The sequence below is a fragment of the Picosynechococcus sp. PCC 7003 genome, from assembly GCF_001693255.1.
Lineage (GTDB): Bacteria > Cyanobacteriota > Cyanobacteriia > Cyanobacteriales > MRBY01 > MRBY01.
In genome coordinates this window covers 824,072-844,683 of sequence record NZ_CP016474.1, presented here as the reverse complement: position 1 = coordinate 844,683, position 20,612 = coordinate 824,072, and the positions used below count along the sequence as shown (strand labels likewise).

21 protein-coding genes and 1 tRNA gene are annotated in these 20,612 nt (G+C 48.9%); 8 read left to right on the top strand and 14 right to left on the bottom strand.

From position 1 onward, the window contains the following. Positions 1 to 16 precede the first annotated feature (16 nt). Both AWQ21_RS03995 and AWQ21_RS03990 read right to left on the bottom strand, forming a co-directional pair. On the bottom strand, positions 17 to 310 hold the full coding sequence (locus AWQ21_RS03995) for an NIL domain-containing protein (RefSeq protein WP_065713431.1): 294 nt from the start codon (positions 308 to 310) through the stop codon (positions 17 to 19). Between the two features lie 48 nt (positions 311 to 358). After that, positions 359 to 1,417 (bottom strand): sulfate ABC transporter substrate-binding protein, encoded by a 1,059-nt coding sequence (locus AWQ21_RS03990; RefSeq protein WP_065713430.1) that lies wholly within the window; start codon positions 1,415 to 1,417, stop codon positions 359 to 361. 324 nt (positions 1,418 to 1,741) lie between these two features. On the opposite strand from AWQ21_RS03990, the gene AWQ21_RS03985 reads away from it, so the two are divergent. From AWQ21_RS03985 to AWQ21_RS03970, 4 genes are all read left to right on the top strand, one after another. Next, positions 1,742 to 3,568 carry an SLC13 family permease gene (locus AWQ21_RS03985; protein WP_065713429.1) on the top strand — a complete coding sequence of 609 codons (1,827 nt, stop codon included), beginning with the start codon at positions 1,742 to 1,744 and terminating at the stop codon, positions 3,566 to 3,568. A 102-nt stretch (positions 3,569 to 3,670) separates the two neighbouring features. Next, positions 3,671 to 4,234 (top strand): peroxiredoxin, encoded by a 564-nt coding sequence (locus tag AWQ21_RS03980; protein ID WP_065713428.1) that lies wholly within the window; start codon positions 3,671 to 3,673, stop codon positions 4,232 to 4,234. A gap of 115 nt (positions 4,235 to 4,349) precedes the next feature. Further along, positions 4,350 to 5,363, top strand: coding sequence for an NAD(P)/FAD-dependent oxidoreductase (locus AWQ21_RS03975; RefSeq protein WP_065713427.1), 1,014 nt, complete (start codon positions 4,350 to 4,352; stop codon positions 5,361 to 5,363). Between the two features lie 161 nt (positions 5,364 to 5,524). Then, entirely contained in the window at positions 5,525 to 6,502 is a 978-nt protein-coding gene (locus AWQ21_RS03970) for a GntR family transcriptional regulator (protein WP_065715210.1), read from the top strand. 38 nt (positions 6,503 to 6,540) lie between these two features. On the opposite strand, the gene AWQ21_RS03965 is transcribed toward AWQ21_RS03970, so the two are convergent. From AWQ21_RS03965 to lipA, 6 genes are all read right to left on the bottom strand, one after another. Continuing rightward, positions 6,541 to 7,497: a hypothetical protein gene (locus tag AWQ21_RS03965; RefSeq protein WP_065713426.1), complete on the bottom strand. Its 957-nt coding sequence runs from the start codon at positions 7,495 to 7,497 to the stop codon at positions 6,541 to 6,543. Positions 7,498 to 7,767: 270 nt separating this feature from the next. Further along, complete coding sequence (gene mazG / locus AWQ21_RS03960; RefSeq protein WP_065713425.1) at positions 7,768 to 8,604, bottom strand: nucleoside triphosphate pyrophosphohydrolase; 837 nt, start codon at positions 8,602 to 8,604, stop codon at positions 7,768 to 7,770. A 98-nt stretch (positions 8,605 to 8,702) separates the two neighbouring features. Next, positions 8,703 to 10,787 carry an Rne/Rng family ribonuclease gene (locus AWQ21_RS03955; RefSeq protein WP_065713424.1) on the bottom strand — a complete coding sequence of 695 codons (2,085 nt, stop codon included), beginning with the start codon at positions 10,785 to 10,787 and terminating at the stop codon, positions 8,703 to 8,705. A 355-nt stretch (positions 10,788 to 11,142) separates the two neighbouring features. Then, positions 11,143 to 12,303, bottom strand: a complete 1,161-nt coding sequence (locus AWQ21_RS03950) for a cysteine desulfurase family protein (protein ID WP_065713423.1) — start codon at positions 12,301 to 12,303, stop codon at positions 11,143 to 11,145. Between the two features lie 13 nt (positions 12,304 to 12,316). After that, positions 12,317 to 12,880, bottom strand: a complete 564-nt coding sequence (locus AWQ21_RS03945) for a Uma2 family endonuclease (protein ID WP_065713422.1) — start codon at positions 12,878 to 12,880, stop codon at positions 12,317 to 12,319. A gap of 28 nt (positions 12,881 to 12,908) precedes the next feature. After that, positions 12,909 to 13,814, bottom strand: a complete 906-nt coding sequence (gene lipA, locus AWQ21_RS03940; protein WP_065713421.1) for a lipoyl synthase — start codon at positions 13,812 to 13,814, stop codon at positions 12,909 to 12,911. A 93-nt stretch (positions 13,815 to 13,907) separates the two neighbouring features. Here lipA and AWQ21_RS03935 point away from each other — a divergent pair. Beyond that, positions 13,908 to 13,981 (top strand) — tRNA-Pro (locus tag AWQ21_RS03935). 57 nt (positions 13,982 to 14,038) lie between these two features. On the opposite strand, the gene AWQ21_RS03930 is transcribed toward AWQ21_RS03935, so the two are convergent. Continuing rightward, the gene (locus AWQ21_RS03930) at positions 14,039 to 14,548 is read right to left on the bottom strand and encodes a pentapeptide repeat-containing protein (protein ID WP_065713420.1); all 510 of its coding nucleotides are present in this window, start codon (positions 14,546 to 14,548) and stop codon (positions 14,039 to 14,041) included. 246 nt (positions 14,549 to 14,794) lie between these two features. Between AWQ21_RS03930 and AWQ21_RS03925 the strand changes: the two genes are divergently transcribed. Continuing rightward, entirely contained in the window at positions 14,795 to 16,405 is a 1,611-nt protein-coding gene (locus tag AWQ21_RS03925; RefSeq protein WP_065713419.1) for an iron uptake porin, read from the top strand. A gap of 84 nt (positions 16,406 to 16,489) precedes the next feature. On the opposite strand, the gene AWQ21_RS03920 is transcribed toward AWQ21_RS03925, so the two are convergent. Beyond that, positions 16,490 to 16,807, bottom strand: a complete 318-nt coding sequence (locus AWQ21_RS03920; RefSeq protein ID WP_065713418.1) for a DUF3082 domain-containing protein — start codon at positions 16,805 to 16,807, stop codon at positions 16,490 to 16,492. A gap of 207 nt (positions 16,808 to 17,014) precedes the next feature. Between AWQ21_RS03920 and AWQ21_RS03915 the strand changes: the two genes are divergently transcribed. Continuing rightward, positions 17,015 to 17,257, top strand: coding sequence for a hypothetical protein (locus AWQ21_RS03915; protein WP_083997959.1), 243 nt, complete (start codon positions 17,015 to 17,017; stop codon positions 17,255 to 17,257). Here the strand turns inward: AWQ21_RS03915 and AWQ21_RS03910 are convergent. The 4 genes from AWQ21_RS03910 to AWQ21_RS15835 all read right to left on the bottom strand — a co-directional run bounded on the left by AWQ21_RS03910 (position 17,254) and on the right by AWQ21_RS15835 (position 19,475). After that, a complete protein-coding gene (locus tag AWQ21_RS03910) occupies positions 17,254 to 17,637 on the bottom strand; it encodes a VOC family protein (protein WP_083997958.1) in 384 nt (127 codons plus the stop codon). The two genes, AWQ21_RS03915 and AWQ21_RS03910, sit on opposite strands and share 4 nt — an antisense overlap. A 3-nt stretch (positions 17,638 to 17,640) precedes the next feature. Further along, on the bottom strand, positions 17,641 to 18,753 hold the full coding sequence (locus AWQ21_RS03905; RefSeq protein ID WP_065713415.1) for a DUF3747 domain-containing protein: 1,113 nt from the start codon (positions 18,751 to 18,753) through the stop codon (positions 17,641 to 17,643). A 155-nt stretch (positions 18,754 to 18,908) separates the two neighbouring features. After that, a complete protein-coding gene (locus AWQ21_RS03900; protein ID WP_065715209.1) occupies positions 18,909 to 19,196 on the bottom strand; it encodes a hypothetical protein in 288 nt (95 codons plus the stop codon). 162 nt (positions 19,197 to 19,358) lie between these two features. After that, the gene (locus AWQ21_RS15835; protein WP_015132356.1) at positions 19,359 to 19,475 is read right to left on the bottom strand and encodes a photosystem II reaction center protein I; all 117 of its coding nucleotides are present in this window, start codon (positions 19,473 to 19,475) and stop codon (positions 19,359 to 19,361) included. A gap of 159 nt (positions 19,476 to 19,634) precedes the next feature. Here AWQ21_RS15835 and AWQ21_RS03890 point away from each other — a divergent pair, with 159 nt between their 5' ends. Next, positions 19,635 to 20,609 carry a DUF6282 family protein gene (locus AWQ21_RS03890; protein WP_157094692.1) on the top strand — a complete coding sequence of 325 codons (975 nt, stop codon included), beginning with the start codon at positions 19,635 to 19,637 and terminating at the stop codon, positions 20,607 to 20,609. The last annotated feature ends 3 nt before the right edge of the window (positions 20,610 to 20,612 follow it).

Sequence of the window (20,612 nt, the reverse complement as noted above, 5' to 3'; positions counted from 1 at the left end):
ATCAAAGACATTTATTTCACCACCCGTCAGTTTCCGGAGATTCTTTATGGTAAACACCAACGTTATGATCTTCTAGGTAGAGGAGTGCGTCTTTTACTGCTTGATTGGGGCCAGAAATTTGTAGATCAAACCAACCACTAACAGTCGTATCTGTGCCAAGAGTTGCTGCTAAAATATTAACTTGAACATTATGTTTAACAGCTAACTGGGTGATGATTGGATCCTGTTGATACTGCTTCGGAACTTGCACTAAAACGTTTACTTGGGTGTGGCGATCGCCTATATTTTTTTCTGCTGATTCATGGGACATAATTTCTATACCTCTCCTATTCAAGAATTCAGCTTGATTTTCAATTAATTACTGTTGAAAAATTTGATCAAAGATGCCGCCATCACCAAAGAATTTTGGTTGTGCTTCGCGCCAGCCACCAAAGTCTTCAATGGTTGCTAGGTTTTCAATCTCTGGGTATTGATCCGCAACTTGAGCGGCAACTCCGGGATCTGTCGGTCGAAACCCAACTTCTGCGAAAATGGCTTGGGCTTCAGGCGTAAAGAGAAATTCCACAAAAGCCTCTGACACTTCCCGCGTATTGCGTTCATCAACGGTTTTATCCACAACAGCAACGGGATTATCAATGGCAATATTGAAATCTGTCAGGACAGTATAGGGCTGGTTTTCTCCTTGTAAGTTGGCGAGATAAACTTCATTTTCATAGTTCAAAAGAATATCTCCTTGCCCCTGCTGATAGAAAACATCGGTGGATTCCCGTGCATTTTTTGGCAGGATCGGCGCATTTTTATAGATTGTGCTCACAAATTCTCGCGCTTCGGCTTCGGTTCCACCGGTTTGGGTGATTGCGCCCCAAAGACCAAGGAAATTCCAGCGGGCACCACCTGACGTTTTGGGGTTGGCCGTAATAATTTCTAAGTTGTTTTCAGCAAGATCAGTCCACTCCGTGATTTGCAAATTGGGGTCACGGGGCACGATCGCAATCACAGACGAGGTCACCACACTATCACGGGGAGATTCTGTTTCCCAACCAGGATCAATCAGACCCGACTCTTCAATGGCGTTGATATCAGATCCAAGGGCAAGGGCGACAATATCTGCTTCCAAGCCATCAATAACAGCACGGGTTTGGGAACCAGATCCCCCATAGCTTTGCTCGATGGTTACGGTTTGTCCGGTTTCTGCTTTCCACTGCTCAACGAAGAGCGGAATGATTTTTTCGTAGGCGCTGCGGGTGACGGCATAGGTGACAAGGGTGATGGTAACTGGCTCTTGGGATTGAGTCTGGGCCGCTGTAGTTTCAGGCTGGGAGGTGGTGCTTTGGTTTGGGCTACCGCAAGCAGCGATGGTGCTGCCTAAGACGGCGGCGATCGCCAAAGTTTTTAGGGACAAATTAGGCTTTTTCATTTTCGATTCAATTTCTTTTGAATTAATAGCTAATCATAATTCAGTCTTGTTTGAATTGCAATTCATTTCAAATTCAATCTTGAATTATTCTCTGCTGTGTCATGATGAGAGTTGAAAAAAATTGACCCTGCAAAGGGTGAGTGGCAATCCGTTCTAAGCTGTCAACCCTTCTCTATGCCTTTGTTTCAGATTTCTAAATCTTTTTTTCAGTCCTGGCGATCGCCCCGCACTTGGAACGCGATTCTGCCCTTTAATGTCATAAAAACGACTAAATTCTTTTCAACGGCACCCATGCTAGGTGTCCTATGTGCTGGAGGATTTTCGATGGCAATGTTTGCGCAGTTGTCTTCTTTGGGGGAGGTGGCTTTCTTCGGTTTGGGTTGGCAAGGTTGGTTGACCCTCGGTTTGACCCTGGTGGCATTTCTCCTGAATGCCCTGACGCCTCTCCCGGCTGAGGTGATTTTCCTTGGTGCTTTGGGGGCCTTGCTCCTGACAGGGGTGCTGGATACAGGGACGACCCTCGCCGGGTTTAGTAACGAAGGCTTGGCGACCATTGCCGTGCTTTATCTTGTGGTGACTGGCCTGCAACAAACCGGCTCCCTGAGTTGGATTTCCCAGCGGGTTTTAGGGTTGCCAAAAGGAGAATCTGCGGCCCTGATGAGGTTGATGGTGCCGGTGATGGGTCTGAGTGCCTTTTTAAATAACACCCCCGTGGTGGCGATGTTTATCCCTGTGGTTAACGAGTGGTGCCGCAAGCTGCGCATTAGCCCCTCAAAATTGATGTTGCCCCTGAGCTATGCGGCGTCCTTTGGGGGGTGTTGCACCCTCATTGGCACCAGTACAAACTTGGTCGTCAATGGCCTCTTAATTGCTGAGACAGACCACGCGGGCCTTGGTCTCTTTGATATTGCTTGGGTGGGATTTCCCTGTGCGATCGCCGGCGTAACCTTTTTGATGCTGAGTCACCGTTGGCTTTTGCCAGAACGCAAGCCTGCCATTAGTGACCAAGACGATTTGCGGCAATACACCGTAGAAATGGTTGTCCACGAAAACAGTCCCCTCATTGGTAAAAGTATTGAAGATGCCGGGTTACGGAATTTGCCAAACTTGTACCTGATTGAGGTAGTGCGGGATGCTTTGGTGTTGCCAGCGGTCAGCCCTCGCGAAGTTTTGCGGGAAAAAGATCAATTAGTTTTCGTCGGGGCAGTAGATTCGATTCTCGACCTCAACCGGCTCCGGGGGTTACAACCGGCCACGGATCAAGTTTTTAAATTGGATACCCCCCGTTCTGAGCGTTGCTTAATTGAGGCAGTTGTTTCCAATACCTGTCCACTGATCCGCCAAACGATCCGGGAAGGGAAATTCCGCAGCCGTTATAATGCCGTCGTTTTAGCCGTGGCCCGCAACGGGGAGCGCCTCAAGGGAAAAATCGGCGAAATGCGTCTTTTAGCTGGGGATACTTTACTACTGGAAACCCATCCCACCTTTTTGGAACAGCAACGGGGTTCCCGGGATTTTTATTTAGTCAGTGAAATTCCGGATTCCGAGCCGATGCGCCATGACCGTGCTCCCCTTGCCCTGGGCATTCTGCTGGTGATGGTGGTTTGTGTGGTGTTGGGTTGGCTCTCCATGTTAAAGGCGGCCACCCTAGCGGCGATCGCCATGATTGTGATGGGCTGCTGCTCACCGAGCCGTTCTCTTAAAAGTATTGAATGGCCTGTCTTGCTCGTCATTGGGGCGGCCTTTGGTCTGGGGAAAGCTTTAGAAATCACCGGGGCCGCCGGGGCGATCGCCACGAGCTTAATCCAACTGGCGGGAGATCGTCCCTGGCCAACTTTAATTGTGATCTACGGCATCACCGGCCTACTGACAGAACTGATCACCAACAATGCTGCCGCTGCCCTGATGTTTCCCATTGCCCTTTCCCTCGCCGATACCCTGGGGGTGGATCTGATGCCCTTTGCGATCGCCGTGATGTTGGCGGCCTCAGCGAGTTTTTCGACCCCCATCGGTTACCAAACCAATCTGATGGTCTACGGGCCAGGCGGCTACAAATTCACCGATTATTTTCGGGTTGGGATTCCGTTGAATCTCCTTTTTTGGGCCGTGTCCTCCGTCCTGATTCCCCTCGCCTTTCCCTTTTACCCCTAAAAGAATCTTGACTTATTCCTAAATAAGAATTATTCTGGGTTGTTAAGAAAGGTTTCGACCTTTCCCTATCTTTTCTGTTATCACACTATCCAAGAGGTCCACATGGCTAGAGTACCTGACGTTGTCTTCAAAACCCGCGTCCGCGATGAATCCGTAGAAGGCCCCAACCCCTACCGTTGGGAAGACAAAACCACCGCTGATATTTTCGGTGGTAAAAAAGTTGTTCTTTTCTCCCTGCCTGGTGCTTTCACGCCCACCTGTTCCTCCAATCACTTACCCCGTTACGAAGAGCTCTACAGCGAATTCCAAGCCCAGGGTGTAGATGAAATCATCTGTATTTCCGTAAACGATGCCTTCGTAATGTTCAAATGGGGCAAGGAAATCGGTGCTGATAAAGTATTCCTTCTTCCCGATGGTAACGGTGAATTCACCCGCAAAATGGGGATGCTCGTTGAGAAGTCTAACCTCGGTTTTGGGATGCGTTCTTGGCGCTACTCCATGCTTGTAGAAGATGGCGAAATCAAGAAGATGTTTGTGGAGCCTGACTTCTCTGACAATTGCCCCACTGATCCTTTTGAAGTCTCTGATGCAGACACGATGCTGGCTTATATCAAGGGTGAATCTGCTCCTGGTGTTTCTGAACCCCGCAAAGAATTTGTTGGTTAAGTTCTTGTACTGACGCTCACCAAATAATTTTTTAGACTAAGGCAAGGGGGGTGGCGATCGCCTTCTTTGCTTTTTTATTTCTCGTACCACCGCCAAACCATTGGGGGACCCTGCCATGAAGCTTTCTAGTAAAAACCTCGAAACCCGTTTAGATACCGTCTATGATGCCATTATTGTCGGGGGCGGGATGGGAGGATTATCCGCTGCAATCTACCTCGCCCGCTATGGCCTCAAGTGTCTCATCATTGAAAAGGGCAGGGGCCGCTCCTTCTGGATGCAAGACTTACGCAACTATGTGGGTTTAGATCCCGAAACCCCCGGCCGAGACATTATCCTCCAGAGCACTAAGCAGGCCATTGATTGGGGAGCTGATCTCCTGCGGGGTTATGTAGAAACGGTGATCGATCAAGGAGACACCTTTGCCGTTAAGGTCAAAGTCGGCAAAAAAGATAGTACCTACCCTGTGTTTCATAGTAAATATCTCATTGCGGCCTCCGGAATTATTGACAATCTGCCGCAAACCGATGATATGCAAAATGTCTATGATTATGCAGGCTACACCCTCCATGTGTGCATGATCTGCGACGGCTTCGATATGTGGGATCAAAAAGCTGTCTTAATCGCTGGCACCGAAGGACAGATCAATGCCGCTTTTGTTTTAAATTGGTTCACCCCCTACATCTCCGTGCTGACCCATGGCCTAGTGCAGGTGAGTGATGAAATGAAAGAAAAGCTCGCTGAACATGGCTACCCCCTCTATGAACAAAAAATTGTGAAGTTCCACGGCGAAAACCACAAAATGAGTGGCGTTGAATTAGAGGATGGCACCATCGTTGAAGCCACCACCGGCTTGATCAATATGGGATCTATCTACCATAACCACTACCTCAAAGGCATTGACGGTTTGGAATGGGATGGTGAAAATTTGGTGACTAACGAAATGTGTCGAACCAGTCATGATCGGATCTTTGCCCTTGGGGATCTCAAAAAAGGCCTCAACCAAGTTTCCATTGCCGTCGCCGATGGGACCCTAGCGGCAACCCAAATTTGGCGAAACACCCGCCGCGCTGCTCCACCCCGCAAATGGCTTGAAAAAGTCAGCGAACCCCATCCTTTCTTAAATGTCTAATTTTGGCTAGCGCCCTTGTATTCTTGCTCGGCCAGGTAAATTGGCTATTTTATTCCTCAACTTTTGGGGAATTTTTTTGTGCCAAGATCTAGCCATCCAGGCGATCGCCTAGGCACTTTTTCGATTTGATGGAAGGAGACCCTCTAGGTGTGAATTCCCCCATGTTTTCTTTTCATATTCAGCCAGATAGTGAAATCCCTGCGTCCCAACAGCTCCTGGATCAGTTGCAATTTGCGATCGCCTCCCATCAGTTCGCTGGCGATCAACGGCTGCCGAGCCTGCGGCAATTGGAGATGATTACTGGGCTCCACCGCAATACCGTCAGTAAGATTTACCGAGAACTCGAAGCCCTTGGTCTCGTGAAGTTAGTCCCCGGCTCAGGGGTTTATGTCCAGGATCAGCACCAGTCGCCAGCGACGCTACCCCAGGCTACTAAGGAGCCTTCCGCACAACCTCAAGCTATTTTTGATGACGCGATTCACCAACTGCTAGAGGCGGGATATAGTTTGCCCCAAATTCGACAACTGTTTGCGAAGGCGATTGATTGGCGTCTCGCCTGTGCTGCCCAAGTAATTATCACTGTCCCCCAGCGGGAATTGGGGGCGGGTCAATGGATTTTGCAAGAAATGAGTCAGGCGATCGCCATCCCGATCCAACTGGTTCCCCTAGAAGCATTGGCCGAACGTTTAGAACAGATCACAGCGGCAACCTTGATCACCACCCCCTATTTTGTCCAGGCCGTGGCGGCGATCGCCCCTCCAAATGTCCAAATTATCCCTGTTACGCTCCATGACTATGGCCCTGAACTCGCCCAAATCAAAGCGCTGCCCCCGAACCATCATCTTGGTTTGGTGAGTCTTAGCCCTGGGATACTTCATGCCGCCTGCACCATTATCCATAGCCTCCGGGGCACTGAGCTGACTTTAATTACTAGTAGCCCGACGGATCTCCCCCGTCTTCAGGCCTTAATCCGACGTAGTCAAATGATTTTATGCGATCGCCCCAGCCTTGAAACCGTACAAAAACAAATTAGCCAACTCCAACCCAGCCTTAGTCACCGACCCAAAGTATTGCCTTGTAACAATTACATCAGTGAAACATCATTACAGTCACTGCGCCAGACCTTGCAAAAATTATAAAATCCTAGATTTTTTTGGTTTTAATCCAATAAAGCAGTTTATAAATATTGCTGGTATTTTTCATAAATATCTACCGCCGGGATTGGCTCCTTAAATTCCTTAGGCAAACTATAATCTTGAGCCGAATACTCTTTTCGTAAATCAACAATATTTAGATAGAGAAGTTGCCAATCCCGTAACCGTTGCAATAACTCTTGAAATTCGATGTCATTTTTTTGGTAACGGTATTTAAACGCAATAAATTGCAGCATCCTTGCATAGGAACGGGGATTATCATGCTCTGCTGGAATTTGAAGGATTTTGGTCAGATTATTGAAAACCTCTTGATTATCACGAATGTGTAAGCTGATCTGTGTCACATCATAAGTATCGGATTTCGTCAGGGTTTTCGAGAGGCTAGAAATAGCCCGCAGCACCGTATAACTGTAGGTCGCCTGCTTAAAAAGTCTCAGCAATTCTAGTCCATCTGGATATTGGGCAACATTATCAATTGCTTTTAGATATTCCTGGAGTACAACCCGACCTTTATCTGTTTTAATGCGATCTAGCAGAGGCCACACTTTTTTATGAATGATGGCAATCACGGTCTGGTGATCCTGGGTTGTAAGTACCTGGGAAATAAATTTGTAAATACTCTTTTGAAGTGGACTACGAAACTGTAATTCCGTTTCAGAAATCAGTAAATAACTTTCTGCCGCTGTTAAAGCCAATTCTAAAAACTGAATAATTCGCTTTAGACCTTTAAATACCCCAAGTTCCTTCTCAATCAATACCCGCATTTGAGCATAGGTCAAAAAGTCCTCATTATCGAATTTGTTAAGTTCGATCCGCTGTACATGCCAAGCCTTCGCTCTAATTTCACGATTATATTTTCGGTGCGCTAAAATAACTTTTTCTGGTATTGTTTTTTTGTGAATTAACTTTACAATTTTCTCTGAAAAACTGGTCTCACCAATTAAAGGCTTATTCCACCATTGTGTTTCATCCATGGTCATCTAGAGCAAGTAATGGAGTTTGGTTTTGGCGAATAGGATAGTGTTTTTCGTTCCCTGAAATATTTCTTAACTTCCTGACAGAGAACAACGGATTTTCTTTTTTACTACATCATCGCATATTATACGTCTGGGCTGGGGAACTTAATTATTACATCAGTCCTCTTCAAGTTATTGCTTAGAGTGAGCAATAAAGGAATTTCAATGACCCTGACGACAGCTCGACTTTATCCATTGGAATTATTGAGGAAACGGTAGCCAAATGATTGAAGGCTAATCGGAGAAATCAACGGTTTGGTGGAGATGTTGTTTTGCTTGTTGCCACAGGGTTTCTAATTCTGCGAGGGAGTAATCTGTCAGGGACTTATCTGCAAACTTTTCCATCAGAGAAATGCGCTGTACCATGCGGTCGTTAGTGCCATGGAGCGCCGCATTGGGATCGAGGTCATACCACCGGGCTAAATTGACAATGGTGAAGAGTAGATCTCCGAGTTCGGCCTGTTGATGGACTTTGTCTTCGGTTTGGAGTGCTTCGTGAAATTCCTGGAGTTCCTCCTCAAATTTTGCCCAAACTTCTTCGATGTTTTCCCATTCAAAGCCGGCGGCGGCGGCTTTTTCTGACATTTTTAGGCTCGCCAGTAATGGAGGGAGGGTGCTGTTATAGCGGTCTAATTTCCGACTGAGCTGGGGCAAGTTCTGCGGAGATTCACCTTTTTCTTTGGCCTTAATGGTCTCCCAATTTTGACGAACTTCAGCGACGGTGCTGGCATTGGTTTCACCAAACACATGGGGATGACGCCGAATCAATTTTTCACTAATGCCCTCGGCGACTTCCTGGAGGCTGAAGTGGCCGTATTCCTGGGCAATTTGGGCTTGCAGTACTACCTGGAGCAGTAAGTCCCCTAATTCTTCGGCGATCGCCTGTTGGTCATCCTGGCGGAGGGCATGGACAACTTCATAGGCTTCTTCGATCACGTAGGGAATCAAGGTTTGGGGGGTCTGTTCTAGATCCCAGGGACAACCGCCATCGGGCGATCGCAACTGGGCGACAACCTCGATCAAATGCTGTAGGGCCGTTAAGATTGCGTCGGTAGTTTTTTCCGGTGCCATAGCTGTTTAAGGGAATGTTGGGTCAGAGTGAGGGCGCAATAAAGCCCCAAAAGAAAAAAGCAGTGTTGCCACTGCCTTAGGTTAACTGTAATTGCGTCTTAACTACTGGCGGAAGAGCGGCGACGGCGACGGCGACGATCATTGCTCTTTTCTTCAGCCGTTTGTTCTGCGGCTTCCGCTTCTGTCTGGGGCGAAACTTTTGTTTCTGTTTCTACGGCTTGAGCGGTTGGGGGCGCTGTGTCCGATTCTGGAGCGGCTTCAGAGGTCTCAAGCTTGAGCTGTTGCGGCTCTGGATTTTGGTCTGGCGCGGCCTTTTCCGGGGTTGCATCGGTTTCTTTGACGGTTCCCGGTCGCACAATTTCGATAATCGTTGAGCGGGGATCTTTTTTCCCGGCAGCGTCTAAACGCACCAGGGGCGATACCCCAATCAGGGCATAGACATTTTTTTCCTGCTCCGTCATTTCTACCTGAACTGTTTCTTTTGGCTCATCACGACGGTAGCGACTCCGTTCGCGGCGGTCATAGCGGGAAGACGTATTTTTGTTGTCTGGGGACGATGCCGCAGTTTTTGTTTCTTTTTTCTCTTTTGTTGGGGTCTCAGGAGAAGGGCGATCGCCACCAGTATCTTGGGTCTCTTTTTCGTCCCGGAGCACCGGCTTACTCGAAACCTCCGGTGTCCGTCGTCGCCGACGACGATTATTATTGTTATTATTTCCACCTTGTTCCTGATAATCAGGATGATGCACCAGATTTAAGGGTTCTGCCGCAGGTGTATTCCCCGCATTGATCAACTTACTCCGCGCAACCCGCGAGGTGATCCGTCGTCCGTGGCTGGTGGTGCCGCGCTGTCCTCCAGAAAGCACAGGCCGACTTTCCCCAGGTGTCCGTGACCCGCCCTGGAGAGAAAGAGAAGACATAATACTTAACTGAAGAGGCACCGCTTCTTCTTCACCGGGTAAATGCACCAAGTGACCGATGCCATTACAGTGGGCACAGGGCTGACCGAACAATTCATAGATATTTTGGCCTTGTCGTTTACGGGTCAGTTCCACCAAACCGAGTTCAGACAATTGGGCGATCTGGGGCCGGGCCTTGTCCGCCCTGAGAATACTTGTAAAATGCTCCAACAACTTCAACTGATCATGACGGGAATCCATGTCGATGAAGTCCACCACGATCACCCCACCAATATTGCGTAACCGCAGTTGCCGCGCAATTTCGGTGGCCGCCTCATAGTTCGTCCAGAGCACCGTTTCCCGTGCGGTGGCGGATTTGGTAAAGGAACCAGAGTTCACATCAATGACCGTCAAGGCTTCGGTGGGTTCAATGATGATGTAGCCCCCAGACGGTAATTCAACCCTGGGCTTGAGGGCTTCGCGAATGGCCGCATTCACCCGGAAATAGTCCAGAATAGATTGCTTTTCGCGGTGATGATCAATTAATAAACCGTCGGGCGCTTTCCCCCCTTGCCAGTTCATCAGTTGGCTTTTCACCCGTTTCATGCCGCTGGCAGAATCCACCACAATGCGGTTGACTTCATCGCTGTACATATCCCGCAGCACCCGCTGGATAAAGTCGTCATCGCGGTTAATCAGGGTCGGAGGGCGGCCGTAGTTTGCCTGCTGCTGGATCGCTTCCCACTGTTTTTGAAGGAGTTCTAGATCTTCAATGATTGCTTCTTCGTCGGTGCCTTCGGCTTCAGTGCGCACCAAAAGTCCCATGCCGGGAGGTTTCATCAGCACGGCGAGGGCTCGCAGACGGTTACGTTCACTATCGCTACTAATACGGCGGGAAAGGTTGACCCCTTTGCTGTAGGGCATAAGGACAACGTAACGACCGGGGAGAGTAATGTTGCCCGTGAGCCGTGGCCCTTTGTTCCCCGTGGGTTCTTTCATTACCTGAACCAGGGCTTTTTGTTGGGGTTCGAGGAGTTCGGTGATTGAGCTGGAATTTTTTCTGAGTCGAATGGGGCCGAGGTCGCTGACGTGGATGAAACCGTTTTTTTCGGTGTCACCAATGTTGACAAAGGCCGCGTCAATGCCGGGAATGACGTTTTCGACGATACCGAGATAGATGTCACCGACCTGCTGGGCACCGGTGGATACGACAATTTCTTGGATTTGGTCTTCCCAAAAAACGGCAGCAATCTGATGCTGCTCCGCAATAATAATTTGCTTAGGCATTCAAATTCCTCGATTTTTTTCGCTTAATGCTGAAAAAACTGTTCTATGCAAGTTCTGTTGTCTGGATAAATGCTTTGAAACTAGGCTGGATATTTCTTGTTTCGTGCAGACTTCACCGCAGACATGAGTCTATGTATGGCTGGGTGAGATGAAATGGTAGGCGATCGCCGGATCTTGTGTCGTCGAGGAAAAGGTTAGGATTACCGCAACAACAAGCAAAGACCGGAGCAAATTCTTTCTTCACACGCTGTGTAAAGGGAGAAGACGGTTACGGCTAAATAAAGGAAGGTTTAGCGGCATATTTGCAATCGCCTCAGATTCTATTCTAAAGCCAAGTGTTCACTTTGGATCACTTTCATGGGGTCTTGGTGGGCATTTTTCGGAGGCTATGGAGGGTTTGTTGTAGGGTTTGGGCGACGTGATCGATGTCAGTGGTGGTAGTAAAGCGGCCTAAACCAAAGCGGAGGGAGGCACGACAAAGGGCTGGGGAACGACCCAAGGCGGTGAGGACATGGGAGGGTTTGCCGGAACTACAGGCGGAACCAGTGGAGAGGGCCACGGTATTGCGCAGTGCCAAAAGGAGGGCGGTGCCATCGACGTTTTCGATGCTGATGTTGAGGTTGTGGGGGAGCCGCTGATCAAGGTCGCCGTTGAGATAAATGCCTTCTAGGGGTTGTAGCTGCTGCCAAAGGCGATCGCGTAATTGTTGAATCCTGGCATTTTCTTCGTCCATCTGGGCCAAACCGATTTCGACGGCTTTACCAAAGCCAACAATCTGCGGCGTGTAGAGGGTGCCTGATCGCCGACCTCGTTCTTGGCCGCCGCCGTGGAGTTGAGGCGCAAGGTTGACCCGGGGATTTTTTCGGCGCACGTACAATGCACCAATGCCCTTGGGCCCATAGACTTTATGGGCGGTCAGGGACATTAGATCGATATTCTGGGTTTGGACATTGAGGGGAATTTTGGCGATCGCCTGGGCTGCATCACAGTGGAAAAACACCTCATAACGCCGGCACAATGCCCCAATTTCGGCGATCGGTTGCAAGACCCCAATTTCGTTATTTGCCGCCATCACCGAGACGAGGAGTGTATCATCCCGAATTGCCTGTTCCAACAGCGTTAAATCCAATAAACCATTTTTCTGAACTGGCAGATAAGTGACCTCAAACCCCAGGGTTTCTAAATAGGCGCAGGGATCTAAAACAGCCCGATGTTCCGTTTGGACAGTAATCAAGTGACGACAATCAGAAAAATAAGCCTCTGCTAGTCCCTTAATCGCCAGATTGTTGGCTTCCGTCGCCCCACTGGTAAAAACAATTTCCTCTGGTTCTGCCCCGATACTTGCGGCAATGATCTCCCGCGATCGCTCTACCGCCGCCGCCGCTTCCCAACCATAGACATGACCAGCACTCGCAGGATTGCCAAACTGCTCCGTAAAATAGGGCAACATTGTTTCTAACACCTGCGGATCAACGGGAGTTGTCGCATGGTTATCAAGATAAATGGGGCGTTTCATCGCAAAAGACAGCCTAATTTTTTAACCAGGCAAAAATTTTATCCCCGCTTAAGGTCAATGATTGCGCAAAAGCAGGCGTTGGTAGATTTTGGGCTTGTTGATCAAAAACTTGTACAGATTTATCGGCCTGATAAACGAAAATACAGGCTTCTTGGGGGTCAATCAGCCAACTCATTTCTGCACCATAGTCTAAACAATGCAGGATGTTACGAATAACGCGGGTATGGCTTTGATTGGGAGACAAAATTTCAATTGACCAATCCGGATCAAGCTTAAAAACATTGGCAATTTCACCGTTGTCATCCCGGGGGATACGTTCTGTTTTAAACACTGCAATATCCGCCACAATGGAGCATGCCCCAAAAGTACAACGTAGTTCCGGAAAAACCTGGGCTGCTTTATCTGCACGGAAAGCCATGGTGAGAGCAAAGGTTAATTCCCGTTGTAGGAGGCTATGTTTGCCTTGGGGCATTGGCTTTTGACGAATTATCCCATCGATATATTCGTTGGCCGGTTTTGTCTCTGGTCGCGCCAGAAATTCTTCTAGGGTTATTGAGCGGCTCAGTGCTTGTACCATGGGACGTGCCATAGATAGGAAACTATTTTTATTTTAGTGAATGTAACTGACTGAGTTCTGGCTTAGATCGCGGGTGGGTTTTCATTAAGCGCCGCACCTGTTCTGCATGGTAAGAACTGCGGGTCAGCGGGCTAGAAACGACTTGCAAAAAGCCGAGGGATTCGCCATATTCCCGCCAGGCATCGAATTGTTCTGGGGTAATAAAGTCTTGAACCCCTAGATGTTTTTGGGTGGGCTGGAGGTATTGGCCAATGGTGAGAATGTCACAATCTACGGCCCGCAGATCCCGCATCACTTCACGTACTTCGGCATCGGTTTCCCCCAGGCCGACCATAATCCCCGATTTGGTGTAAACCCAGGGGGTTAGCTCGCGGGTGCGCCGGAGTAACTCAAGGGAACGTTGGTAATCCCCTTGGGGACGTGTTTTTTTGTAGAGACGGAGAACCGTTTCTGTGTTGTGGTTCAACACTTCGGGGGCAGCATCAAGGATAGTTTTGAGGGCCTCCCAATTACCGCAGAGGTCAGGAATCAGGACTTCAATGGTCGTTTTGGGGGACAGTTCGCGGGTGCGTTCGATACATTTCACGAATTGGCTCGCACCACCATCGGGGAGATCGTCACGGTTGACGGAGGTGATCACGACATGATTTAGATTTAAACGACGTACGGCTTCGGCGAGGTTGTCGGGTTCTGTGGGATCTAAACCCCGGGGCACTTTGTCAAAGTCAATGTCGCAGTAGGGGCAGGCGCGGGTGCAGGCTGGCCCCATGATCAAAAACGTAGCAGTACCCGCATTGAAACATTCGCCGATGTTGGGACAGGAAGCTTCTTCGCAGACGGTGTTGAGGCTGAGGTCCCGTAAAATTTCTTTGACGCTGCCGACCCGTTGCCATTGGGGGGCCTTTACTCTGAGCCAATCTGGTTTTACCGCCACGGCGATCGCTCCTTATCTTTTGAGAATTTTGGACTTAACGGATAAGTTTTTATCGTAGCAAGGTTTACCTGTGTTAGTATAGGTTCTGTTTTTCGGGATGTAGCGCAGCTTGGTAGCGCACCTCGTTCGGGACGAGGGGGTCGTAGGTTCAAATCCTATCATCCCGATTTTTTAGAAATCGCGAAATAGAGATCTCCTTGGTTGTCTTCCAATTTTAAGGAAGATCAATCTTTGCAATTAAGACTGTAGCGGGTGTCAGTACCGGTAATGGTATTGGTGCCGCTGGCTCGTTTGCAGAGTTCAGACAGTTGGTAGCGGTCGAGGAGCGCGCCGGAAAAATCAGCCCCGTCGATAATCGCTTCGGCAAAATTGGTGCCCGGCGCAACGGCATCAACAAAGAGGGCGTTGGTAAGATTCGCGCCTTCCATATTGACTTGATCCATAAAGGCTTCGGAAAGGTTGGCTTCGGTGAGATTGGCCTCCATAAATTTGCCTTCGGTGAGGATGGCGCGGCTGAGGTCACTGCCGGTAAAGTCACTCCCGCGCACATCGGCCCTGGCAAAACTGGCAGCCTGGAGATTTTGGTGGGAAAAGTCGTGGTTTGGCAGTTCGGAATAGGTGTAGTTCAGCTTACTGGCGGCGATCGCCTCTGGGGTTATAAAAATCATCACGGCGATCGCCAACAAAAAAATCGTTACTGTACGTCGGATAAATTGCGCGGCCACAAAAACCATAATTTCACTAACCTCAAAAAATATTTTTCTTTTTCTAGGATACAAGCCTTCCCCAAGGGGGTTGCATCCAGAACTTCCATGTAGTAATTGCTAGATTTGCATCATTGCCACAATTTCGTAAGAAACACTACAAAATCTTCACCATAAATCATGGCAAAACTAAGCCATTCATTTTTTAACCCCGACTTTAACTTGGATTAACATTGCCAAAATCAAAGCTTCGGGTGTGAGGACAAACACCAAACTATGACTTCTTTGAAAACGGTATCCTTAGCTGCAACAGCTTTTATGACGATGGCCAGCCAGGCGATCGCCGCCGATAACCAAGCATTGCTCGAGCAAATCAATCAATACAGCATGAGCAGCTCTACCGCTCAGGTAAATAGCATTTTCCAGCTCAGTGATGTTGCCCCATCTGACTGGGCTTTTGATGCACTGCGCAATCTAGTTGAAAACTACAACTGTATCGTTGGTTATCCCGATGGTACCTATCGCGGCAACCGTCCCCTCAGTCGTTACGAATTCGCGGCTGGTTTAAACGCTTGCTTACAGCAAATCGAGCGGCTGATCCAAAGCGGTACTTCTGAAGTCACTGCTGAAGATCTCGCCGCGCTCCGTCGCCTCGTCAATGAATTTGAAGCAGAACTAGCGACTCTCGGCGCCCGCGTCGATGACCTCGAAGGCCGTGTTGAATTCCTCGAAGATCATCAGTTCTCAACAACGACCAAGCTAGTGGGGGAAGTCTCTTTTAATATTTCTGATGCTTTTGGCGATGGCGTCGATAATGCCCAAACTGTTTTTCAAGATAAAGTTCGCCTAATGCTGGTCACCAGCTTTACCGGAAAAGATAGACTCTACACCCGTTTAAGTGCGGGGAATTCAGGCCCCTCATTTACAGGACAATACGATACTCTAGGGTCTCCTTCTACTCCCAGAACCCAAGAAGGACGTTTTTCCTATGATGGAGAGCGTGACAACGATGTCACGATTGATCGGCTTCACTATGCCTTTCCAGTTGGAGATAGTACGACTGTCACAGCGATGGCGATTCTCGGTGCTCACCACTTCTATGCAGATACCTTTAACACAGGTCTAGAAGCTGGTGGCGGTTCAAATGGTGCCCTCTCTCGTTTTGGTGAGCGCAACCCAATTTATCGTCTTGGCATTGGTACTTCCAGCACGGGGATTGGGATTAAACATGACTTTAATGACGTCTTCCAACTTTCAGCAGGATATCTTTCAACAAATGGCAGTGATCCGAGCGAAGGAGAAGGGCTGTTTAACGGCACCTACTCAGCAATGGCTCAATTGGCAATTAAGCCCAGCGACAAGTTTAAATTTGGGGTGAACTATGTCCGCGGCTATGCCACTGATAGTAGTGATTTTGCCTATGGTGGTACGGGAACTGGCTGGGCCAATAATCTTAATAACTCCGGCATGGGCATGGCTGTAAATAATGTTGAAACAAATTCATTTGGTGGCCAGGTTCAATGGGATGTAACCGATAAAATCAGTCTCCGGGGCTGGGTCGGTTATACCGATGCTGAGTTCGATGAAGGCAAAGCAGATATCTGGACTTGGGCCGGTATTTTGGCATTACCTGACCTTGGCAAGCCTGGGAACATGGGCGCAATTATTGTTGGTTCTGAGCCCTATGTAACTAATCTAGAGGTTAATAGTGGCACACCTCAAGGCTTTACTGACGATATGCCTTTGCACATTGAAGGGCTCTATAAATACCAACTGAGCAAGAATATCTCGATTACCCCTGGTGTGATTTGGCTGATTAACCCGAACCAAAACGAAGATAACGAAGATATCATCATCGGTACGATTCGCACGACCTTCTCTTTCTAAGTAAAAGCTTGGCCGTCAAAACTTTCTTGCTGAAAACTTTGAAAAATAATGATCTAACCTCGGAAGAAATTCTGGGGTTTTTTCTTATGAATCACCAGGGGAAGTAGTTTGCTTGCCGCTCAAGAGAGATTGCACTCCCAGAATAAATAAACCCACTGCAATCAGCCCAAAGACTCCCGTTGCCATGGTAAACAGCCCCATAATGAGTGTACGCACGGTGATTCCAATTTGGATGGCAAGACCATTCCCTGTAGGCGGTTTACTGGCAAAGCCTGCAATGACTTTATTGGTTAAGAGGTAAGCCGCAAAGGACATGGAACCAGCAACGGCAGTGCCATACCAACACCGCAAAGGGCTGGGCAAGGTCTCGTCTGGTTTAAGGTCGGGGGTTTCTTCACTCATCGTCTTAGTTCTTTAAAATTACAAAGTACAGGCTGGGGCATGGTTGGTATTTTACGCTCTTGGGGTTTGGACAAGAAAATTTTCCGGAAATGCCACGATCAAGATTTAAGCCAATATTGGGTGCTGATGCCACTGAGCCAGATGTTGCCATAGTATAAAAATTACAGGAAATATTTCCGTGGCAGTTTCACGAGGGAGGGTAGATCCATGAAAGTGAAGTTTATGAGTGCGGGCAATTCGGTGAAGTTGATTATTTTTCTGCTGCTGGCATTTGTGGCGGTGGGAGATGTTTTTTTACCGGAACCTCTCAAGGGGGCAAGCAAGGAAATCAAGGCAACTGTAAACAGTATTGTCTTGAGTATTTTGCCAGGGGAGGGATTTAAAGACCCCCATGAGCGGACAGAAAAGGCTGTAGAAGAAATGGAACGGGAAGCGGGGAGTCAACCCTAGGGATTGGGTTTAGTCTTATTGCTCTGGTGCAAAATTAAGCGGTTTTTGGCGGGATCGTAGGCATAACATTCGCGCCCATGGGAGGCTGTACTGATTTCCCCATTCATCGTTCCCCCCAAGGCTCGTACAGTGGCGATCGCCTGTGCGAGATCATCAACTTCTAGGCAAAAACTCAGAGCGCCTGCATTTCCTACAAATTCTGCTTGGTGTTGGGGGCTGGGTTTAAAAATGCCCAATTTCAGACCCTTGATCTGAAACTCCGCATAGCGATTTTGGCTGTAGCTTAAGGGTTCGTCATCTAAGAGTCCACGGTAAAAGTCAACCACCTCTTGCCAAGGGTCAGCGGCGATCGCCACAAAGAGTTCTGAAAAATTTGCCATCACTTACTGCACAGGAACAATTTGCACCGCCAAACCCGTTTCACGCAACCGCATTTGCAGATCTTGGGCTTCAAATTCTGCAGCGAAGGCTCCAGCTTGCATCATCCGGCGATCGCCCACCCAAGTATGAAACGCATCCGGGATAACGGCCTTTAACTGTTCTTTTTGTTCTGGGGTTTGGGCATCAACCACGACACGGTAACGCAAGCCAAAACTCTGAGCTAGGGAAGCACTATTGGGCGGAGGTGGCGGTTGTTGGCCGGGTTCTTCGAGGCGAATTATTCCAGTATTACTGGAGCTATAGGTGGGAATCGAGCGTTGGGGCACCGGGAGAACATTAGGATTGCTCGGTAGGCTTACGATGGGTTCCGGAGCCGCAGGGACGGTAATTGCCGCCACGAGGGTTTCGCTCGGAAGTCTGGTGGTTTCTTGGTAGGGGGGAACGAAAATTTGAATTGTTTCGCTGCCAGAGACAGATTTTTCGGTAATCTTGCTACTGGTGTAGGTGGTGGCACTTGAGACCCATTCCTGTCGGGGGGCCGTAGCAACCAATTGGTCGAGGGGCCTTTCATTGGCTAGGTAAATGTGGCCGAGGGTTTTGCCTTCGTAAGTGCGTTTCGCCATGCGCCAACCCGGATTAAGGTTGATCTTCAGCATTCCTTGGGCTAGGCCGCCGGTATGTCCTATTTCGATGGGCGATCGCCAAGAATTTTCCACATCAAAGGCTTTGAGGACAACCGTGCCCCTTTCTTGAACCAACTGGAGGCGATAGCGCCAAGCCATATCTTCTTCCCCTAGGCGGAGGGAATAGCCGTTGGAGTCGGTGCTACGGCCACAAATCCCCGTAAAGTCAAATTGCAACAATAGCGGATCAATGACCGTGGGGGAGCCTCCCTGTTCCCGCCAGCAGGCCCGGTTTTGGTCAAGTTGTTCCAGGATCACAAGGTTATAGGCTTCACCCCCAGCAAGGGGCACGGCGATCGCCACCACATCTCCAGGAGTCAGATCCTGGGTGCCAAATAAAGTGCTATTGGCTTGAGCCATGGGTGTAAAACTAACTGGCCCTAGGGTAGCCATGGTCACCCCCAACGCCGTGAGACCTGCGCGAATATTCATCTGATCCTCATCACCAAAACGAACAATGGGCCTGGGTTTCCCGTAGGGGAAAGCTCAGAATTGACAGCATTTTAGCACCGGACTTTTGTCTCTCTCATCCCCTCCCCAGCCGTCACTCAACAAAAATTTATAGTTCAGTTTGCCGACAAAAAAGTTTAAAAGGGAGAAATCGTTTGCAGTAATTTTCGCAACCGGAGCAGAAAAATAGTTTGCTGGATGTCCGCATTGACGGTGGGAGGAAGATTTCGTTCCGCCTGTTCCTGTTGAATTTCAGCATATTCTTGGGCGGTGACGGGTTCGCCATCAATGGGCGATCGCCCTTCGGTAATAATTTCCGGGCGCAGGACTTCTTCGGGTAAATCTTCCGGGGGAGGTAAGGCGATCGCTAGGGGGGCCGTCAGGAACAGAACAACGGCGGTGAGAGGAAAAGTAGGTCTTAGCATGGTTACATTTGGGCGATAGTTCGGGGGACTCAATGGCGTTTCTTTTCAATGTAGCGAATCCAAAAACCCGTACCCATGAAAAAGTGGGGTTGTCCTAGGACAGATCCCCACCATTTTTGATGCTGTAAATCAAGTTTGCGGCGATAAACAGCCCAAAATACTTTATTCGAAATCTTTTCTACCGGGGTTCCGGGTTGGGTCGCTAGATAGAAAACCGAAGATAAACAGAGATACAAAGAAAATGACTGTGATGTAAACAGCAATCTTAAGGGTAAGCATATTTATAGGTCTCCTGTGAACACAAAACCAACGGGTGCAATTGGTTTTATGAGGATATTTTAATTAACGTAACATATCATACGTTGATATCCTCTCTTCCGTAAACGAAAGGAATCCTTAAACCATATTCACTAGGATAAAAGCTTGTCATTCTCTGCCATGGAACGCCCCTTTTCTTTCCTTAAAAATCCCCGACGGTTGCGGCTGTTGGTTGGGTTCAGTTTGGGTCTCTGGATTTGGGGGGCCGGAACACTGGGGGCGATCGCCGTAGATTCTGCCATAGACTTTAAAGGCAGTATCGATTTCCATGTCCATTCCGCTCCGGATGTCACCGCCAGGTTATACGATGACTTAGAACTGGTTGAAAAAGCGGCCCAGGCAGGGATGCAAGCCCTCGTACTCAAAAACCACGTCACCCCAACGGCGGATCGGGCAGTGCTGGCCCATAAAGTTGTGCCGGACATCGAAGTGTATGGGGGCGTTGTGCTCAATGAGACGATCGGGGGCTTGAATCTCAGGGCCGTGGAAACGATGGATCGCCTGGGAGAAGGGCGAGGGAAAGTCGTTTGGCTTCCTACCATTGATGCGGCCCACCATCGTCAAACCCTGAACCACCACTTTGGGGGATTGCGGGTTGCCCGCTATGGTCATCTGGTGCCAGAAATGCCGGAAATTTTGCAGTACATTGCCGCCCATGATCTGGTTTTAGGCACAGGGCACATTTCCCCGGCAGAAATTCTCACCGTTGTACCTGCGGCAAAACAATTGGGCGTCGAAAAAATCCTCGTAACCCATGCGATGGCCACCGTACCAGGGTTAAACCTCGCACAAATGCAGGCGATCGCCGACCAAGGGGCATTCTTAGAATTAACCTATGTGAATACGTTGATGGGAGAAAATGCCACCGAAGCCGACCACCAAGTCTGGGAGAATGTGAGCATTGAAGCAATGGCGGCGGCGATCCAAAGCATCGGGGCAAGCCACTTTGTCCTCAGCACCGATCTCGGACGGGCCCTCGATCCATCTCCCATAGACGGCTACCAGCAATTTTTAGAACAGTTGGCAGCGGCGGGTATTTCTGAGGCTGACCTGTACTTGATGAGCCACACCAACCCCGAAAAACTCCTACAATAGGAG